The organism is Prevotella sp. P6B1, assembly GCF_000702825.1.
GTDB lineage: Bacteria > Bacteroidota > Bacteroidia > Bacteroidales > Bacteroidaceae > Prevotella.
Genome location: NZ_JNKF01000010.1, coordinates 698017 through 717682 on the forward strand (window position 1 = coordinate 698017; position 19666 = coordinate 717682).

Genomic DNA, 19666 nt, shown 5'->3' on the forward strand with positions numbered 1-19666 from the left:
TTAATAATAATGTGGAATCGATATGATAGGTTTCGATGATGCAAAGATAAGGTGTTTTTCTGATATAAAAGGGGGTGAAATTCGTTTCTTTAGGGGTGTTTTTCGTTTTTAGAGGATCATTATCGGAAAATGGACCGGTGTTATACGATAGAACCGCCGATGACATCTATGGGATGTGCATCGGCGGCAGAGATATAGAACTTGATTTAGGATTATCGCTTCAGAAGGTTCATCTGAGTCTGGGGCTTCATCACATTGTTCACCTTGGTCTGCTGACCCTTGACGTTGGCTTTCAGCACTGACTTGATGTCCTGCGATGAGGCACCAACCAGGAACTGGTATTCGCCAGCGGCTACTACCCAGGCTGAGGCGGCTTCGTCGAACGAGGCAAGGTCGGCGGCCTTCACGGTCATGGTGACGGTCTCGCTCTCATCAGGAGCCAACAGCTTGGTCTTGGCATAGGCCTTCAACTCCTTCACAGGCTTGTTGGCAGCCTTGTTGTCGGGAGCAGAGATGTAGAGCTCTACAACCTCCTTACCTTCCAGCTTACCGGTGTTCTTAACCTTGACGCTGATCTCGAAAGCATCGCCCTTCTCCACAATCTTGATATTGCTATACTCGAATGTGGTGTAGCTCAGACCGAAACCGAATGGATAGCTGACGGGTACATCGAACGAGTCGAAGTAACGGTAGCCTACGTAGATATCCTCCTCGTAGTCGGTGTAGTCAACATTCTTCACGTTGCCTTTCTGACCCTGGTTCATCATGTCGATCTTAGGATCCTGATCGATGGGGAAGTTCTTCGAGCTGTAGGCATCGGTGAACTTAACAGGCCAGGTCATGGTGAACTTACCACTTGGCGACTGCTTGCCGCTGAGTACGTCGACCACGCTGTTACCGCCTTCCTGACCAGCCTGCCAAGCGCAGAGGATGGCATCGGGCAGTTCCTTCCAGCTGGCAGTCTCAATGACACCACCGATGTTGAGCAGTACAACAACCTGCTTGCCGGCCTTATGGTAAACCTCGCAAACCTGCTGTAACAGCTGGCGCTCAGAGTCGCTCAGGTTGAAGTCGGCGGCCTTGCGGTCCATGAACTCACCGGAGATACGACCCAGTGTGATGACGGCGATATCAGAAGCTGCAGCCTGCTGGGCCAGCTCGTCGGCACTGAACTGCTTCTCGGCGGGCAGTGGACGTGGCATGAAGCGCAGCAGCATGGCATTCTTCGGATCCTTCTTGGCGGCAGCCTCAATCTCGGCTTCTACCTTCGCCTTGCACTCGGCAGCGTAGGTGGCGTAGGCGTTCTTCAGTTCATCAGAAACTACGTAACCACCGTTCTTCAGACCGTCGAGCAGCGATACCACATAAGCGTGGTTCACGTTACCCGAACCGGTACCACCAGCGATGAAATCGTAAGAAGTGTTGCCATACAGGGCGACATTCTTGATGCTCTTGGCAAAAGGCAGGGTCTGGTTGTTCTTCATCAGCACCATACCTTCGGCAGCACTCTGACGGGTCACGGCAGCGTGTGCTTCCAGGTCGGGCTTGTTGCTGTATTTGTAACCCTGGAAACGAGGACTCTTCTCTACCAGGTTCAGAATACGCTTCACGCTGCGGTCGAGGTCGGCCTCGGCCAGCTTACCGCTCTTCACGCCAGCTACGATACTATCGAACTGCTCGGCCTTACCTGGCTGCAGCATGTCATTGCCGGCCCACATCTGCTTGGCACCGTCCTTACCGCCAAACCAGTCGGTCATCACAGTTCCCTCGTAGCCCCACTCATCGCGCAGGATAGTGGTTACCAGGTTCTTGCTCTCAGAGGTATAAACACCATTGATATAGTTATAAGAGGTCATCACTGTCCAGGGCTGACTCTCCTTGATGGCAATCTCGAAGCCCTTAAGATAGATTTCGCGCAGAGCACGCTGAGAGATGTGAGCATCGTTGTTCATGCGGTTGGTCTCCTGATTGTTGGCAGCGAAGTGCTTGATGCTGGTACCTACATCGTTCTTCTGTACACCAGTGATATAGGCAGCAGCGGTCTTTCCTGCTACAACGGGATCCTCAGAGTAGTACTCGAAGTTACGACCGCACAACGGGTTACGCATGATGTTGAGGGCAGGCGCCAACAGCACGTCGGCACCATATTCCTTCACCTCTTCGCCGATGGCCTGACCTACCTGCTCGATGAGCTCAGTGTTCCAGGTTGAGGCCAACAGGGTGCCGATAGGGAAGTGGGTGCAATAATAGGTTGCAGAATCACCCTCACGCTTGGCGTCGATACGCAGTCCAGCAGGACCGTCGGCCAGCACCACGGCTGGGATACCTAATGAGTCGAGAGGGTAGGTGGTACCAGCAGCACCAGGCACCAGACTACGTGTGGCTCCGATCACGGCATCATTGCCCGAGAAGCCTGCCATACCAGTACCGATGACGAAGTGGGCCTTGTCTTCAAGTGTCAGCTTGCTCATCACCTCTTCCTGATTGATGGTGTTCTTGGACCCTTGCTTATCGGATGTAGCGCAGCCAGCTACCAATGCAGCTGTTGCTAAAAATAATACGGATTTCTTCATAGATTATTTAAACAATAATGGAGTAAACTCTGAGAGATAGATACGCCAGTTGCGCCAGATGTGACCACCATCGGTCTCCAGATAGGTGTATTTGTGCTTCTTGCTGTCAAGATAGGCACGCAGATCATTGTTGTTCTTGATCAGGAAGTCGGTCTTGCCGATACCAATCCAAAACAACTTGGGCTTCTTGCTGAACAGATTGTCGATTTTCTTGTTGCGGTCGGCATAGATGTTGGGGAAACCACCGTTGGGCTGCTGCTGATCGACAGCGGCAGAGAACAGACCTACGTAACCGAACATATCAGGATTGTTGATAGAGATGAACAGGCTGTGGAAACCACCCATCGACAGACCGGCGATAGCGCGGTGTGCCTTATCCTTCTTCACACGGTAGGTCTTCTCGATAAACTTCACCACATCGGGGAAGGCGGTCTCGAAGCTACCCTCCATGGTCTTTGGCAGCATCATGGTTGGTACCTTGAAGCCCTCGCTGGTCTCTCCTGGGCAGGCCTCCTGTGAGATATTGCCGTTGGTCATCACTACCAGCATAGGCTCTGCCTTGCCCTGTGCAATCAGGTTGTCGAGAATCTGGGCAGCACGTCCCAGCTCACTCCAGGCGTTCTCATCGCCACCGATACCGTGCAACAGGTAGAGTACAGGATACTCCTTGCCGCTGGTCTCGTAGCCAGCAGGAGTGTAAACTGTGAGGCGACGTGTAAGTCCGACTGTAGGACTCTCATACCATACCTTGCTTACGGTGCCGTGTGCCACCTTGTTAACCTTGTACAGATCGGTGCGCTGGTTGCCACCGATAAGCAGTACGCTGAACAGGTTGTTGATGTCGCGAATGTTGTACACATTCAGTGGGTCGATGATCTTTACACCATCAACAATCATGTTGTAGGTGTAGAGCTCGGGCTTAAGAGGCTCTGTAGTATAGCTCCACACGCCCTTGTCGTTCTTAACCAGATCTACCACACCAGGAGCGTCATAGGTATTGCCTGCGAACTCTACCTTTTTAGTAGGCAGCATGTCGCCGGTAATCTGCACCTTCTTTGCCTCGGGGGCAATCAGGTTGAATGTTACACTGTTGTCGGCATGTACGTCGGGTGAGGCCACCTGTGGGCCCTGCCCCCAGCTCAGATTCTGCTGAGCTTGTGCTGCCATGCCTGACAGGCAGAGGGCAGCAATAAGCATTAGTTTTTTCATATCTGTTATTCAGCTAAAGAGATAAACATCAAATTAAATGCACCGCTACCGGTAGTGCCGGCGGCATCGATGGTTTCGAGGCTTGTGCCCTTGAATGTGTATAGGGTTTCGCCCTCGCCGCTCTGGGCTGTGGTAATCTCAACGGTACCACCAGTGAGATACTGTGTCTTGCCAGCTGCGTCTACATAGCTTGAACCGCCAGCCATACCGTAGTCAGGCAGTGAGTAACCAGCGCTAATCTGCATGGCGTCGTGGGCATCGCTAACGATGGTGTAGGTGCCAGCCAGTGCAGCAGCCTGCTTGCCATTGCCATTGATGGCATCGAACATAGCCACCTGCTGACCGTTAGGATCTAATACGGTGATGGTGTACTTGGTTACATCGGGATAATCGGTCTGGGTAAAGGTAGTCCAGTCGAATACGCTGACAGCACTCTCCACGATGCTCATGGTGTAGCCGCTTGGCTCTGGATCGTCCTCGCCTACGATGAAGGTCAGTTCGCCCTTGTAGTATGGCTTATACTGCTTACCGTCGGCGGTCTTAACCAGTCCGCTGATGAAGTAGGTTCCGTCAACAAAGCTGACGTCTATGTTACCCTCGTTGATAGCAGCGCCATTGATGGATCCTGCGTATGTGCCGGCATTGCTAACTGTGGTTACTGGTGAGAATGAGCCCTCGCCCAGAATCCACTCCTTGCTACCGAAGCTGAGCGACAGAGTGTTGCCTTCGGCATCGGTAAACTGTGTGTTCAGCGCTTTTACGCCCTTGCCCAATTTGGTGGTAGGCTGTACGCTGCCGTTATTGAAGGTGCAGAAGGTGATGTTGTTGAATTCGCCCTGCAGATCTTCGATAGAGTCGCTGTCGCAAGCTGTGAAGCCGATAACGGCCAGCAACATTATGATATATCTAAACTTTTTCATAATTACTCGTAATTCTTAATTCTTAACTCTTAATTCTCTTTATTACCATTCTGCATTCTGAGTCATGTTAGGATTGAGTTCAATCTCCTTCAGAGGGATAGGTAGAAGCTTGTGCTTGCTCTTGAAACCGTAGTTCTGGTTATTGTAAGGCCACTGTGTACCCTCGGTGCCGAAGGCGGGCACTTCCTTACCCTGCTGACCAAGTGCTGTCTCTGCATCGCCCCAGCGAACCAGATCCTGGAAGCGTACGCTCTCATTGCAGAGCTCCAGACGCTTCTCGGTTTTGATATCATCCAGTGAAACGCTTGTCAGAGGAGTCTCCTTGGCGCGAGTACGGATCTGATTGATATAATCGAGTGCCTTGCTGGTGTTGCCAGCCTGCAGATGAGCCTCGGCAGCCAACAGCAGAACCTCAGCATAGCGCATAATCTTCAGGTTGGTGAACTGAACACCCTGGAAGAACGACTGGTCAACAACGCAGTCTTCCTTCAACGATTGGTTTTTCCACATAAAGTATCCCTCGCAACCATATACCAAGGCACCTGTCTGGATAGTAACGCCAAAGGCTTTCAGCTGGTCATAGGTCATCATGGTCTTGTTGAGACGGTAGCCATTGGCACCCTCCCATGCCACGAAGGCATCGTAGAGCGACTTGCGTGGGTTCATAAAGCCATAAGTTCCCTGAGCAATCACCGCTGCAGCCTGACCGCTGTAGTTCACCTTGTCGGTACGCCAACCCTGCATCAGCAGACCCATGTCGAACTGGTTCCACATCTGCTCGCTATCATTACGCTTCTGCAGTTCGAATACCGATTCGCAGTTGTTGTTGGCTGCAGCATGGAACTGAGCATCGTACTCACCCTGATAGAGGGCATATTTGCCAGAGTTAATCACATTGTCGAGCATGGCAGCAGCCTCACTGTTCTTACCTTCAAAGAGATAAGCCTTGCCTAAGAATGCCTGAGCAGTCTCTTTGGTGATACGGATACCACCCTCGGCATCGTTCACGTCGCTCTTTGAGGGCAGGGTACCACTGTTGATGGCATCGTTCAGATCACTCTCGATGAGTGCCCACATATCAGCAGGGGCGCTGTTGCCTAAGCGATACTCGCCAGGTTTCAGCAGATGGTCTACAACAGGTGCTGTGCCAAAGAGCGTTACCAGCTCGAACGAAGCCCATGCACGGAACACCTTGGCCTCGTTGACGGCACGCTTCATAATAGGTGTGTCACCCTGTACCTTGTCGATAATCAGATTCGCTTTGTAGATGACGCCATAGAGTCCCGAATAAAGACTCTGGATCATGCCGTGGTCGGTGCCGAAGGTGTACTCGTTGAGTTTCTCCATTTCGGCATTGTCGCCGCGAGAACCGCCACCAGTCCAGACATCGTCCGACAGACAGTTCTTGGTCATAAACCAGTTGTAGTGAAGGCCGCGCATCTGCAGATAGAGTGAAGAGGTGGCCTGCATGGTGTTTTCGTCGTTGGTGTAGAAGTCTTCCATGCTTCCCAGGTTGCCGTGCTTGGCAATGTCGAGCTCGCTGTCGCAGCTGCTGAAGCTGAGCGATGAAATGGCCAACATGGCGATATATAATAGATTCTTTTTCATAATTGTATTCTTTTACTTTTTTACCTTTTTACTTTTTTACCCTTTCTTTAGAATTCGATGTTTAAACCAAGTACAACTTTCTTCGAGGTAGGATAGCCGCCCTTGTCGATACCCATACCCGAGGTAGCGTTGGTAGCAGCCTCAGGATCGAAGCCTGGATACTTTGAGAAGGTGAAGAAGTCGTCGAGTGAAGCATAGATACGGGCGTGGCTCAGGAAGACCTTATTGATCAGGCTCTTGGGCAGTGTGTATCCCAGCTGAATCTGCTTGATCTTGAAGAAGCTGCCATCGTAAACCATGGCGCTTGAGCAAGCGTACTTGTCCATATCGTTAGCACCTGCGCGAGGCACTGTACCGTTCTTGTTCTCAGCAGTCCAACGGTTATCGTAGAACACTTCTTTCAGACGGTTTGAAGCTGCGTAGTCAGGACGGTTGATACAGTTGAAAATCTGATTGCCGTATGAACCTGTTCCGAATACAGTCAGGTCGATGCCCTTATAGGCAGCTGTGAGGGTGATACCATAGGTGAAGTCGGGGATGGCGTCACCAATGCAGGTCAGGTCGCCGTCAGATACTTTGCCGTCGTCATCCAGATCCTCGAACAAAGGATTTCCGGTTTCACTGTCGATACCGGCAAACTTATAGCCACGGAAGTAGTAAACAGGATAGCCCTTCTCGAAATAGGTAATGGTGTAAGTATGGAAGTTGCTACCGCTCAAACGCGTGATAGATGGATCGATGTATGTTACCTTATTGCTCAGGGTAGAGAGGTTACCACGGATGCTGTAGTTGAAATCGCCGATGTGGTCGCGCCAGCCAAGTTCAAACTCGAAACCCTTGTTCTCTACGTTACCGGCATTCATAGGTGAAGTGCTGCCGCCGATGATGAGTGAAGGTGTGGTACCCCATACCAGCAGGTCCTTGGTCTTCTTAATGAAGTAGTCGACCCCGAAGGTCATGCGACCACCCAGCAGAATGCCATCGAAACCGAAGTTCAGCTGCTCAGAGGTCTCCCACTTCAGATCGTCGTTACCCATGGTTGATGGGGCTGCGGCCTGTGTGTAGTTGATGCCTGAAGAGAAAGGATAGAGTCCGCCCAGTGCCATGTCGGTGCTGTAGCTATAGCCGCCCAATGCAGAGAGACTACCATTCTGACCCCAGCTGGCACGGAACTTCAGACTGTCGAACCAGCTCTTGAGAGGTGCAAAGAATTTCTCCTCGCTCAGAGTCCAACCTACTGATACAGCAGGGAAGTAACCCCAACGGGTTTTCTTAGAGAGCTTCGACAGGTCGGCAGCATCAGCACGCAGCGAAGCCTGCAGCAGGTAACGGCCCATGAAGTCGTAAGAGAGACGGCCGAAGTATGAGTATTTGGTGCTCTCGTTAGTCTCACCGCTTACGCCCTTGGTAGCCGATGCGTTGGCATAGTTCAGATAGTAGAACAGTGGGTCGTTCTTCTTCAGGGCATCTTCGCCATTGGCAGTCAGTGAGCCATTTACATTATTGCTTGTTGACTTCTGGAACGACATACCAACCATGGCTGTAACGGTGTGTCCGCCAAAGGTCTTCATATAGTTTGCAAAGTTCTCCCACTGATAGTAGATAGAGGTAGAAGAACCTGCGCTGAAGTCGAGGAAATCGCGGCTCTGTACTCCGTTGCCATAGAATGGCAGACTGGTGCTGCTGCTACGTGTACCAGCCAGGCGATAACCGAAACGAGAAGTGATGGTGAGTCCCTTTGCAGGTGTGAAGTCACCATAGATAGAACCGTTGATATTGAATCCCTGATTCTTTGACAGACCGTTGTCACGCATAATCATTGGGTGATACTGCTCGCCGGCATAGAACTTCGACACGGCATAGTAGTTACCGTTCTCGTCCTGCAGCAGCTGCTTGCCGTTGGCCTGGGCGTTTACCATCTGGTAAGGCAGGTTCTCGGCGGTGTAGGTGTCGGGAGTAAGAGGATCAAGCATCAGGATGGATGTGAGCAGTGATCCGTACTCGTTGTTTGAAGATACAGAGCGTACATCGTATTTCTCAATCTGGTTGGTGGTTCCTACCTTCAACCAGTCCTTAATCTTATATTCAGAGTTAATGGTAGCTGTGAGGCGTTTGTACACATCAGCGTCGCCCTTAACAATACCATTATTATTAAGGTATGCGAGCGAGAGGTAGTAGTTGCCACGTTCGTTACCACCAGTGAATGAAAGGGCGTGCTTCTGCATGTGACCGTGATTGAAAGCAACATCGGTCCAGGCTGTATTGGTCACACCGTCCCAGTTCTTAAGCAGGTAATCTTTTGTAAAGATGTTACCTTCGTCCATGTACTGGATATACTGCTCAGAGTTCAGCATCTTTGGGATGCGAGCCAGACTCTCGTCGGTAAACATGAAATCGTAAGAGATCTTTCCCTGTCCGGGCTTACCTTTCTTAGTGGTGATAAGTACTACACCGTTACCAGCCTCGGCACCGTAGATAGCGGCAGAGGCAGCATCCTTCAGGATTTCCATTGATGCGATGGTGCTTGGGTCGATACCGCTGATATCACCCAGACGCACACCATCGACAACGAACAGTGGTTCTGAGCTTGAATTAGAGGAATAACCGCGTACGCGTATGGTTGGTGAAGAACCAGGGGCTGCACTCGACTGGATAATCTGCACACCAGAGGTCTTACCCTGCAAAGCCTGTTGTGCGTTGGCAATGGTGCGGTTCTCCATATCCTCAGGTTTTACCTGTGAGATGGCACCTGTTACAGAACTTTTCTTCTGTACGCCGTAACCTACGACAACAACTTCGTCGAGAACCTTGTTGTCGGGTTTCATACGGATGGTCATGCCGTTCTTGGCAACTCCTTCGAATGTCTCGTAGCCGATGTAGGTGACGGTGATTACCTGACCGGGCTTGACGTTGACTACGAAGTTACCATCGAAATCGGTGATGGTTGCGTTCTTTGGATGACTCTTTTCGGCAACGGTAGCACCGATGACTGGTTCTCCGTTTTCGTCGATCACAGTGCCCTTAAGTCCTTGGGCGAAAGATGTCACAGACATAAATAATGCCATCAACATCAATAAAATACTGCTCTTTTTCATTGAGATTGTAATTGTTTTGAGTTAATTGTTAGAAATATACTTTGGTTCTAAATTTCGGCTGCAAAGATATAGTGAATTCTTAAATGATGTTTTTTTATTCTGTTTTTCGTTTTTCCCGCTTGTTCAAATCGCTGTAGCTGTTGTCCAATTTGTTTAAAAGTTGTTTGATTCGTTCAAAATAACCACCTAAACGCCATGATATATGGAAGATTTTACTTATCTTTGCATCAGATTACCACAAATAATGACTAAAATGAAACCTATTTTATCAATCTTTACCAGTGTGCTTTGTATCGTCATGATGTTGTCTTGTGAACGACAGGGTGTAACTGGTACTCATCTTGATAAGGACGAAGAGCACGACCTGGTGGTGGCTCAGGAACTGTCGAATACCCGTGTGCAGTGTCTTGCAGAAGATGCTGCCGGACAATTGTGGATAGGCACCTTCAGAGGTCTGAACCGTTACGACGGCCATGAGTATCATCAGTATTTCTGTACTTTCGATTCTCTGGGTCTGCCTGATAATAATGTGCAGGGTCTGCTCTGCGATAAGCAGGGGCGCCTGTGGGTGGCTACGGTGAACGGTGTCTGCCGTTATACCCGGCAGGATACCTTTGAGCCAGTGCTAATGCAGACGGGCAATCGTAATGCCCGAAAGTTGCTGATGGACTCGAAAGGGCGGGTGTTCGTCTATAATGGTACAGAGCTGCTGATGTACGATGAACAGCATCATATCTTCCTGTCGCATATCCAGCGAGCGATGACCAACCAGTCATGGGGCGACTGCTTTATCGACGCTGCCGACGATATTCTGTTGGCAGGGCCCGGCAATCTGCTGGTGTTCAGTGGTGAGACTTTTAAGCAGAAACACGAGGTCAAGGGCTCGCCCAATAATGGATTCTATTACTTCGACCTGCTGTCGAATGGACTGTTCCTGTGCTCAGGCAATGGCTCCTTGGCACTCTACGATACCAAATCACGTCAGTCGGTACCTCTGCCGCAGGACATGATGGACAGACTGACGGCGCACAGCAGCGTGCTACAGGCTGCCTGTCTGTTGGATAACAACAGCATCCTGCTCAGTACCTCACGCAACGGTCTCTTTGAGCTGAACCTGCTGACCCATACTCTCCGTGGACAGAACGATGCGGGCTTTACGGTGCCTGCTCCCGATGCTTATGTGACTCAGATATTCCAGGATTCACGCAAGAATATCTGGATGGGAACCTACGATAAGGGCTTGTTTGCCGATTATTACTATAAAGAGAAGTTCGGTGGTAGCGACAACTATCTGAACCGTGTCCTTGAGAATTCCTCGGTATTCGCTGTGGCTATCGACAAACAGGCGAACCTCTGGATCTCCACCTTGCTGAAAGGCGTCTTCGTCTATCATGCTACCACCCAGAAGGCTGAGCAGATAGAGATAGCCGGACTGCCTGCTGGTGAGCGTAAGAATGCCATCACCCACATCTTCTGTGATCGTGATGGACTGTTGTGGCTGTCGACCAGTAACATCGTGATGAAATGCCGGTATGATGGCGATAGACTGAATATTCTTGGACAATGGCAAGTGCCGATGACGATGGACTTTGAACAGACCGACGATGGTACCGTATGGGCTGCTTCCAGCACCACTTATCTCTTCGGCTTCCATCCCGGTGCCAGTGAGCCTGAGGCCAAACAGGCTTTCAATGTCGATTTTACCTTTATCCCCTCGTTGCTGAAACTGAACGATGGCACCATGCTGATCTCAGCATTCTATCAGCAGATTATGAAGATGGACCCCAAGACCGGCAAGCTGAGTCAGCAGGACATCGCCGGCATGCAGCGTTGTATCCGTCGTAGTGTCTTTATCCCCACGGACATGCATCAGGATAAGCAGGGCAATGTATGGATAGGTACTGTCAGCAATGGCTTGCTACGCTATAATCCCCGTACCAATGAGATGAACCGTATTGCGGGTCTTTCGTGCTCGGATGTGGCTGCGATTGAGGAGGACCGGCAGGGTAATCTGTGGATCAGTACCATGAAGGGCCTGAACCGTTTAGATACCAAGACGGGCACCATCACGTCGCTCTATAAGGCCGACGGACTGGCTGGCGACGAGTTCTGCGACCGTGCTTCATGTCAGCTGCCCAACGGCAGTCTGGTGTTTGGCGGTTCCGATGGTGTGACGATGTTCAATCCAGCCGATATCGACACGCTCCGGAAGATACCGCTCCTGTTCAGTCATCTGAAGATTCACAATCAACTGGTGCGTCCTGCAGCTGGAGGCCCTATCGAAACCATGCTGGACTGTTGTAAGGAGATTCGTCTGAAGCATAGTGAGAACAGTTTCAGTATCTCCTATACGGCCCTCGACTTCGGCGAATACGAACGCGTACATTATTATTATAAGCTTGAAGGATTTGATAGCGACTGGATTGACGCAGGTAGTACCCATACCGCCAGCTATGCCAATCTGCCGGCAGGACATTACACCTTCCGGGTGCGCACTTCCGATAGTGCCAGCGACCAGGATGCCAGTGATGTGCGTCAGATAGCGGTGATTGTAGATCCTGCCCCCATGCTGTCGTGGTGGGCTTGGCTGATCTATGCGGTGATAGGTGCGCTGATAGCACTCTATCTCTATCAGAGTGCCCGTAGAGTGGTGGCTGCCCGTCGTGCTGCCCGAAAGGCAGAGATGGAGAAGGAACAGGAACTGCGTACCAATCAGATGAACATGAGCTTCTTTGCGAATATCGCCCATGAGTTCCGTACGCCGTTGACGATGATTGCCGGACCTGTGGCGCAGTTGGCTAAGAGCGACAGAGTCGGAGACGAGGAGCGCAACTTGCTGTGCATTGCCCAGCGCAGCATCCAACGTATGTTCAAACTGGTGAACCAGCTGATGGACTTTAATAAGCTGGAGAACGATACCCTGCGCCTGACTGTAGAACAGATAGACGTGGTGAAACTGCTGAACAATATCTGCGATTCCTTCGAGTTTAATGCCAAGGAGAAGGGCTTGCAGTTGAATCGTTTTGGTATGGAAGACCAGCTGATGGCATGGACCGATGGCGATAAACTGGAGAAGATTGTAAGTAATCTGTTGTCGAACGCCTTGAAGTTTACCCCACGTGGTGGTAGGATAGATGTGCAGCTGGATGTGGTTGACGCCCAGGTGAAGATAACCATTGCCGACACAGGTAAGGGTATCCCCGAGGAGCACAAGGAGAATATCTTCAAGCGCTTCTATCAGTTGGATAACCAGACGAAGGCTATCGTTAACTATGGTACTGGTATCGGACTCTATTATTCGCGCCGGTTGGCAGAACTGCACCATGGCACCCTGACTGCTGATAACCGTCAAGGCGCCGAAGGAGCTGTGTTTACCTTGATTTATCCGATGAATGAGCCTGCCTATACCGAGGCAGAGCGCCGTCCGCTGGAAGGCGATACTGCACTGGCTGTCGGTGCCCAGTTGTCAACTGGCTGCTCGGCTATGCCGCTTGGCTCTGCCAAGAATAATCCATTGTCAACTGTCGATTGTCAGCAGAATGACGATGACCGCCCGACCATCCTCGTTGTCGACGATGATACGGAGATTATCAACTATATGCGGATGCTGTTCTCGCACGACTATCGCCTGGTGACCTGTCTCGATGCCGATACGGCGCTTGAGGAGATGCGGGCGGAAGAGCCGAATATCGTGCTGAGCGATGTGGCGATGCCTGGTAAGGATGGCTATCAGCTTTGTCAGGAGATCAAACAGGACATCCAGTTGAGTCATATCCCTGTTATCTTAGTGACAGCGAAGGTCACCGCAGAGAATCAGGTTGAAGGTCTGAATGTAGGTGCCGATGCTTACGTCACCAAACCCTTCGAACCAGCTGTGCTCTCTGCGCTCATCCAGTCGCAGTTGAAGAACCGCGACCGTGTGCGCAAGTTGCTTTCTAAAGCCACTACCACCGAGGAGGAGGGTGTGGATAATGTACTGTCGGAACAGGATAAGCACTTCATGGAAGAGCTTTATAAGCTGATGGAAGAGGAACTGTCGAACTCGGAACTCGATGTCACCCGTATCACCAAGTTGCTCTATATCTCACGTACCAAACTCTATTATAAGATCAAGGGCCTGACTGGCGAGACGCCCAGCAGTTTCTTCCGTACCTACAAACTGAACCGTGCGGCAGAGTTGTTGAAGAGCGGCAAGCATACGGTGGCCGAGATTGCCGATATGACTGGATTCAGTACGCAGAGTCATTTCTCCGTTGTCTTCAAGAAACAGTTTGGTGTCACCCCTACAGAGTACAAAGGGTAGGGTTGTGCAATCGTTTGTCCCTATCGGTTACGGGATTTCTTTTCTGATGCGAACAACGTATCAGAAAAATCCCTATCTTTGCAGCATGAGAATAAACTAAGAACAAAAATGAAACGGATTTTATTAGTAACCGCCATCCTGATGGCAAATGTATTATCAATGAGTGCAGCAAAGAAACAAGTGATTGACCGTATCGACCCCACCGACTGGTATGTAGGGATGAAGAACCCGCAGGTGCAGTTGATGGTCTATGGCCAGGGGATTCGCGATGTTGCCAGTGTAACCACTGATTATCCCGGTGTGGTGATCGACAGTTTAGTTCGCCTTGATTCGCCTAACTATCTGTTGGTTTACATGAATCTGCGTGATGCGCAACCCGGTACGATGACACTGACCTTTGCCGGTGGCACCGTGAAGGGCAAGAAAGGGGTGAAGGTACCGTATCAGCTCAAGGCCCGCGAGATGAGCGGCGACAAGCGTATGGGTTTCACCAATGCCGATGTGCTCTATATGCTGATGCCCGACCGCTTTGCACAGGGCGCTAACCATCCGGCACAGATCAAAGGCATGCGTAACTATGTGGAAGACCGTACCAAACCCAGTCTGCGTCATGGTGGCGACCTGAATGGTATCCGCGAACACCTCGACTATTTCAAGGAGTTGGGCGTGACAGCCCTTTGGTTTACACCTGTCCTCGAGAACGATTCGCCCGACTCAAAGAACGGCTTCGCTACCTATCATGGCTATGCCACTACCGATTATTATAAGGTTGATCCACGCTTCGGCTCCAATGAGGATTATAGGCGTCTCTGTGATGAGGCTCACCAGAAGGGATTGAAGATTGTGATGGATATGATCTTTAACCACAGCGGTTTTGAACATCCTTGGACCAAGGATATGCCCAGCAAGGATTGGTTGAACACACCTGAGTGGCTGACAGAGAAAAACAGCGGTCGCGACCCCATGACTGGCTTTACCGCTAATGCCGATGGTTCTGAGCCCGCTAAGAGTGCTTACCTGCAGACATCGTATAAGCTGACACCTGTGGTCGATCCATACGCTTCGGAGATCGATCTGAAGGAGACGGTAGAAGGATGGTTCGTCCCATCGATGCCCGACCTCAACCAGCATAATCCCCACCTGATGCGTTACCTCATCCAGAATTCTATCTGGTGGATTGAAACTGTGGGTATCGACGGCATCCGCATGGATACCTATCCTTATGCCTATGCCGATGCGATGGCACAGTGGCTGAAAGAACTCGATGTAGAGTATCCTAACTTCAATACAGTAGGCGAGACCTGGGTCACAGAGCCTGCTTATACCGCTGCCTGGCAGAAGGATTCGAAGATCACGCCATCTACCAACACCCAGCACCCGCTCACCAATACTTATCTGAAGACCGTGATGGATTTCTCGTTCTTCGATAAGCTGAATCAGGCCAAGTACGAGGAGACCGATGGCTGGTGGAATGGTTTTAACCGCCTGTACAACTCGTTTGTCTATGATTATCTCTATCCCAACCCTTCGAGTGTAATGGCTTTCATTGAGAACCATGATACCGACCGTTTCCTGGGTAATGGCAAGGATACACTGGCTCTGAAGCAGGCTTTAGCCTTGCTGCTCACCGTTAACCGCATCCCCCAGCTCTATTACGGTACCGAGGTGCTGATGAATGGTACCAAGGAGAAAACGGATGGCAATGTGCGTAAGGACTTCCCCGGTGGATTCCCCGGCGATACACATAACTGCTTTACCAAGGAAGGACGTTCCAAGAGCGAGCAGGCCATGTTTACCTGGCTCTCTCGTCTGCTCCACTGGCGTCAGGGTAATGAAGTGATTACCAAGGGCAGACAGATTCAGTTCACCCCGTTCAATGGTGTCTATGTGATTGCCCGTCAGTACAAGGGCAAGACGGCTATGACCATTCTGAACGGCACGTCGAAGCCCGCTACATTTGATGTAGCACGTTATGCAGAGATCATCGGTAAGGCAACAAAGGCTAAGGATATCCTGACTAATCGTTACGTGGATGTATCGAAGAATATGGAGCTGAAAGCGCGTCAATCGCTGATACTTGAATTCTAAGGATGATATTTGAATAGAAAGCTCCCCTCCTTATGCGGGAGGGGAGCTTTATTGTTTAGTGGTTCTTGAAGTTCCACTTCGAGTTGTCGGAAGTGAAATCATACTTTGCTAATGTCGGCGTAGAGTCACCAGCTGAATAGAGGCAGAACTCGGTGTTCACACCGGGCTGACCAGGGATGGCCTTCGGCATGATACGGTAGGTACCGTCGGTGAGCTGTTCGATACGCCAGAGCTGCTCGTCGGCGCCGGTATAGGCGGGAACTGTGGTCACCTCCTTGTCGGCAGTAGCAGCGAGGGCACGCTCTGTACCTTCGATGGTGATCTTGAAGTAAGGATTGCTCAGATAGCCGCCGGCAGCATCAACCGGTGTGATGGTCCAGCGCTGGTGCGGACGGTGCATATAGTCGCCGATACGAGCAGGGATGTTACCCTGAGGCCAGGTGCCGATGACCTCGGCAAGTGTCTGGTTGGCAATGGGTTTTACGGGCTGCTGCATCTGCTCACGGTTGAACCAGCCCTGACGCTCCTGCTGCATACGGACGAAATCAACGGTCAGCTCTAAGGCGTAACCGCGACGCTCCGACTCAATCTCGAAGGTGCCGCCCTTGAAGTTATCGCCAGCCACAGGCCAGCCGTTCTTCCAGACGAGAGGACGTACGGCCAATACCGAGCGACCGCTCCGTTCGAAGTCGGCCTCCCAGTGGAACGACATCACCTCTACGCCTTCGTCGATGATGTAACGGCCGAAGTGTCCGGCACCGCAGGCACGCTCCTCGGCAGCAATCACCATCTTACCGCCACCATGCAACATGTCGCGGCCCACATTGTCGAGATAAGGGCCCTGAACACTGCGTGAGCGACCTACCACGATATTATAGGTAGAGTTCACGCCGTCGCAGCAGGTGCCGTGGGTTCCCAGCAGATAGTACCAGCCATCGCGGTACATCAGGTCGGATGCCTCGCAGTCGATGGCAATGTCCTTCTCTTTGTTGCCTTTCTTACGGAAACCGGTCTTGGGATCGAGTTCTATCAGTCGGATGGTACCGAAATACGTGCCGTAGCTGATCCACAGACGCCCCGTGGTGGGGTCTAACAGGAGTCCTGGGTCGATGGCGTCCTGATCCTCCATGCCGTCAGAGGCACACACCTCTACAGCCTCTGTCCATTTGAAGTCGGGCGACTTGGGGTCGAGGGTCTTGTTCCACATGGTGAGGATACGACCAGCGTGACCGCCGCCTAAGCCACCACCCGTGGCGCCATAGATACAGAGGTAGCGGTCGCCAATCTTCAGAACGTCAGGCGCTGCGCCGCCACCAGGGCGGTCGGCACCGCTGTTCCAGCTCCAGCCGTCGGCCGAGATGAGACCACCGCCGCCAGTACCGAAGGTGTAGTATTTGCCATCACACTCAGCAAGTGTCGAGGGATCGTGAATATAAGGAGCGCCAATCTGCGCATGAGCGGCTGCTGTTACAGCAAGTGTCGCCAGTATTGTATGAAGTTTTTTCATAATTATCAATTGTCAGTTTTCAATTATTAACTACCTTGTAGTTGGTAACGGGGTTACCTTTCTCGTCGAGGAAACGGACGCAGAAGTCGCTCATGCCGGGGCCGTTGATGATGGCACCACGCAGGATGTTACGACCTTTCTTCAGCTTCAGACGTGGCGACATGGCATCGTCCTTCACCATGCGACGGTCACCACTCAGCAGCAGGGCCTCTTCGCCGTTCAGCCACCACATCGAGGCGGAGTTGGAACCTACGGCCAGACGGACATTGTCGATATCCTCGTCGCAGTCGATGATGGTTACTGCCCAGAAGAGCACGCCATATACCTGCTGGCCCCATTTCTCGGCAAAGCGGAACAGCTTCACGTTCATGTTCTCGCTGTCGAGGGCGTGCCAGGTGAGCGTCTGATTAACGTTGACTATTTTGGGCTTAGCAGGCTCCTGAGACTGGCCGAAGCTGCGGCCGAAGCCGGCGGGCACCTCTTCGCGTTTGAAGGATACCTTCACCTTCTGACCATCCTTTGGTACGATAGTCTGCTGTCCTTTGAAATAGGGCATGTTGAAATGTTCACGCAGATAAGAGTCGGTAAATACTGTATTGCCGCTGTTGGGCTTGTCGATAGGCTCTAAGAGCAGCCAACGGCGGATGAAGCCTTCTTCATCGGGCTTTGCTGGTGTGGCAGTAGCACGTGAGAAATACTTAGGACGGTTCTTGAACTGTACCCAGTCCACGCTGATGCCGGCATCGCCTTCAACGGTGATCACCAGGTCGGTCACACCTTTGGGGGTGTACTCCAATGGCGCTGTGAGGGTGAGCCACTGGTTACTGAAGTCGCGACGGAACATAGCGGGAGTTCCGGCAGGCATCTCAGGCTTCACGGTCATGTCGAATTTGGCGATGATCTTGCCTTTGGCATTCTTCTCACGGAGATAGAACTTGGTGTTATTGGCGGCTTTGGCATTGATGAGGACATAGCCGTCGGTCAGACAGGCGAGATCCACATCGTTGTATCGCAACCAGCTGCCTTTGGCAGGGAGGGTGGCCTGGAAGCTGCGGAAAGTGTTCACGGTGTCGATCAGCTGAGTGGTCACATCCTGACTGGCAGCGCTGTAGCGGTCGATCTCAATACGTTCTGTGGCCTGGTTGATGCCTACACCACGCATGGTCTGCTTCACCTCCTGGATGGTACCATCGGGGTTGAAGCTCAGTTTCTCGATACATACCGAGCGGCGCTTGTCGTCGCGGGGTGAGAAATGGTTACGGTGATAGAACAGATACCACTGGCCCTTGTAGTTGACGATGCTGTGGTGGTTGGTCCAACAGCCGTTGTCGTGCTCGGCCATGATCAGTCCTTTGTATTCGTAGGGTCCCATCGGGTTTTTGCTCATGGCATAGCCCAGTACTTCGGTATTCTCTCTGACGTAAGGGTAGGTGAGGTAGTAGTTGCCGTTGTACTCAAAGGCAAACGGACCTTCCGCCTGACGGTTAGGCAGACCTTTCAGGCAGTCCACGCCATACATCTCGAATTCGCGGTCGCCCCATTTCACTTTTTCTTTGGGGGTATCGTCGGCGAGTTCCTTCATGTTGGGCTTGAGCTTGGCGCAACGACCTGCTCCCCAGAAGATATAGGCATTGCCGTCAGATGCCTGGAGCACACAGGGGTCGATGCCGCTGATGCCTTTGATGGGCTCTGCTTCTGGAACGAATGGTCCTTCAGGACTGTCGGCGATGGCTACACCGATGCCGAAACCGAAGCCGTTAGCAGGTGTTGAGGGGAAATAGAAGTAGTACTTCCCGTTTCTGTAGATACAGTCGGGTGCCCACATCGAGTAGGAGTTAGGTTTCACCCAGGGTACTTTGTTCTGGGTAACAATCACACCATGGTCGGTCCAGTCGGTCAGGTTCTCCGACGAGAATACATGGTAGTCCTCCATGGTGAACCAGTCCTTGCGCTGCTGGTCGGCAGGTGGCAGGATGTCGTGCGATGGATAGAGATACACCTTGTTGTTGAACACGCGAGCCGTCGGGTCGGCCGAGAACTGGTCGCGGATCACTGGGTTCTGTGCCATGGTCAGCAAAGGCACAGACATCAGTACTGAAATACAAATTTTCTTCATTGGCGATGGTTTATTACTTATTATTGTCATGCTTTCTGTTGCAAAGTTACATATTTTTTAATAATATGAGTAGAATTATTGTTAAACGTTTAATAATGTTTGTTTGCAATTTGTAACACAAAATTTGTGTCGTGTAACATTTTAAGGCATTATTTTGATTTTATAAACTCTGCGTTACATAAAATAAAGTATTTAAGTTAATTTTAATATATATTTGCAGCCGAAAACGCGGCCAATAACGCCAATG

General features: G+C 51.3%; 9 protein-coding genes. 2 read left to right on the plus strand and 7 right to left on the minus strand.

Going from position 1 to position 19666, the window contains the following annotated elements; genetic code table 11:
- Nucleotides 1-212 precede the first annotated feature (212 nt).
- The 5 genes from T495_RS0103715 to T495_RS0103735 are packed head-to-tail and all read right to left on the minus strand — an operon-like array spanning nt 213 to nt 9405.
- Entirely contained in the window at nt 213-2573 is a 2361-nt protein-coding gene (locus T495_RS0103715) for a beta-glucosidase (RefSeq protein WP_033147610.1), read from the minus strand.
- A 3-nt stretch (nt 2574-2576) separates the two neighbouring features.
- On the minus strand, nt 2577-3782 hold the full coding sequence (locus T495_RS0103720; RefSeq protein ID WP_033147611.1) for an esterase: 1206 nt from the start codon (nt 3780-3782) through the stop codon (nt 2577-2579).
- Nucleotides 3783-3787: 5 nt separating this feature from the next.
- Nucleotides 3788-4702 (minus strand): hypothetical protein, encoded by a 915-nt coding sequence (locus tag T495_RS0103725; RefSeq protein WP_155993424.1) that lies wholly within the window; start codon nt 4700-4702, stop codon nt 3788-3790.
- 42 nt (nt 4703-4744) lie between these two features.
- Nucleotides 4745-6310, minus strand: a complete 1566-nt coding sequence (locus T495_RS0103730) for a RagB/SusD family nutrient uptake outer membrane protein (RefSeq protein WP_028902945.1) — start codon at nt 6308-6310, stop codon at nt 4745-4747.
- A gap of 47 nt (nt 6311-6357) precedes the next feature.
- Nucleotides 6358-9405, minus strand: a complete 3048-nt coding sequence (locus tag T495_RS0103735) for a TonB-dependent receptor (protein WP_033147613.1) — start codon at nt 9403-9405, stop codon at nt 6358-6360.
- Nucleotides 9406-9658: 253 nt separating this feature from the next.
- On the opposite strand from T495_RS0103735, the gene T495_RS0103740 reads away from it, so the two are divergent.
- Both T495_RS0103740 and T495_RS0103745 read left to right on the plus strand, forming a co-directional pair.
- Entirely contained in the window at nt 9659-13708 is a 4050-nt protein-coding gene (locus T495_RS0103740; protein ID WP_051651832.1) for a hybrid sensor histidine kinase/response regulator transcription factor, read from the plus strand.
- Nucleotides 13709-13816: 108 nt separating this feature from the next.
- On the plus strand, nt 13817-15796 hold the full coding sequence (locus tag T495_RS0103745) for an alpha-amylase family glycosyl hydrolase (RefSeq protein ID WP_033147615.1): 1980 nt from the start codon (nt 13817-13819) through the stop codon (nt 15794-15796).
- 55 nt (nt 15797-15851) lie between these two features.
- Here T495_RS0103745 and T495_RS0103750 read toward each other — a convergent pair whose 3' ends face one another.
- Together T495_RS0103750 and T495_RS16115 are read right to left on the minus strand one after the other, a co-directional pair.
- Nucleotides 15852-17303, minus strand: coding sequence for a family 43 glycosylhydrolase (locus tag T495_RS0103750; protein ID WP_033147616.1), 1452 nt, complete (start codon nt 17301-17303; stop codon nt 15852-15854).
- Between the two features lie 19 nt (nt 17304-17322).
- Nucleotides 17323-19419, minus strand: a complete 2097-nt coding sequence (locus T495_RS16115; RefSeq protein ID WP_231495041.1) for a family 43 glycosylhydrolase — start codon at nt 19417-19419, stop codon at nt 17323-17325.
- Nucleotides 19420-19666 lie beyond the last annotated feature (247 nt).